The sequence below is a fragment of the Pseudovibrio exalbescens DSM 16456 genome (assembly GCF_000422785.1).
GTDB classification, from domain to species: Bacteria; Pseudomonadota; Alphaproteobacteria; order Rhizobiales; family Stappiaceae; genus Pseudovibrio; species Pseudovibrio exalbescens.
Genome location: NZ_AUGS01000039.1, coordinates 1 through 1,359 on the forward strand (window position 1 = coordinate 1; position 1,359 = coordinate 1,359).

General features: G+C 55.4%; 1 protein-coding gene. It reads right to left on the reverse strand.

Features of this window, described 5'->3' with window-relative positions; translation table 11 throughout:
* The coding region (locus G512_RS22720) for a hypothetical protein (RefSeq protein WP_036489862.1) at nt 1–1,359 on the reverse strand (1,359 nt) is incomplete at both ends.

A 1,359-nucleotide genomic window follows, 5' to 3' on the forward strand; every position in this document is an offset into this window, starting at 1 on the left:
CGTCTCCTTGCCTTCCGGCGTTGTGACCGTGGTGGTCACCATGATTGGCGTTTCCGGTAGGCCAAGCGCTGAACTTTGCGTTGAAAAATCCGCGGGGAAGGTAAGCGTCAACGCATTTGCTTCGTTGACCGAGCCTGTCCAGGTGAGATTACCCACATCCAGCAGCCCGCCATTGGCTATCGTCCCCGTTGGCAGTCGATCAAAGGTCAGAACAACAGTATTTGGGGTATCGTTGTTTCCTTCAGAACCATCCGCATCGGAAATGTCAGCGTCAATTGCCAAGGCGACGGTAACACCGGAGTCGCCCGGCCCATCTGCATCTTCTTTGCCGTAAACTTCAGAGGATTTCAGATCGATGTCTTCTACGGGCAAAATCTTGATTGTTGAATTGACGGATTCCTGCCCCTCGGGCGTCGTTACCGCTGTGGTTACCTTGATAGGCTCTCCCGGTGCAAAGTCCCCTTTGACCAGCTGAACGTTATCAATAAAGCCACCATAAGTATCATTCTCGCTGGCAAGCTCCCTGAACTCAAGACGATCGAGCCCAGCTTCACCGGTGACCTTGAAGGTGTGTGTCACCCAATCAGGGCCTTGAGCGTCAAGCGTGGCAATTTTCTGATTGTTCCAGTAGACCTCAATTGTTTCGGTACCGCCCCGACGCGCAGCAATATCAACGCTCAAGAGATAAGTTTCGCCCGTTTCCGCAGGCACATCCTGATAAAGAGTATCAACAGCACGTTCGGAATCGATCTCGGCATACTGGTCGCCATCGGATGCCACACGCCCCTGATAACGATCTTGAACCTCAACACGTGTACCTGACCAGCCCGGTACCCCTGTACCACCGGGATAAGAGCCCCAGTCACCCTTTGGTAAATCCGGCGCTTCAAAACTCCCGTTCACGATGAGGTTTGTTCCTGTTGGGGTGAAGACTTCACTCTCGGTTGAGAAGTCTTCGGGGAAGGTGAGTGCCAGTTGGTTGGCCTCGGCCACACTGCCGGTCCAACTCAACCCTGCCACATCCAGCGTTCCCCCATTAGCCGTGGTGCCATCGGGCAGCCGGTCAAAGGTGATCGTGACCGTGTCAGGCGTGTTGGCATCTCCCTCCGACAGGTCCGCATCGGTGATGGCAGTGGAAATGCCAAGATCCACGGTGTTGCCGTTTTCGTCCTCATTGATACACACGTCTGGCGCAGACAGGATGATATCCGGCTCGAAGTTGACCAGAATGCCGAACGGCTCAGAGGCCGTGCCACCCTCATCCGTGTTGGCGGTGAACGTGCCACTGATCGAAGTCTGCGGGTTCTCGGTCGAAAAGTCCGCTGGCAGCGACAGCACCAGGTTGGCAAGGCCGCTGGC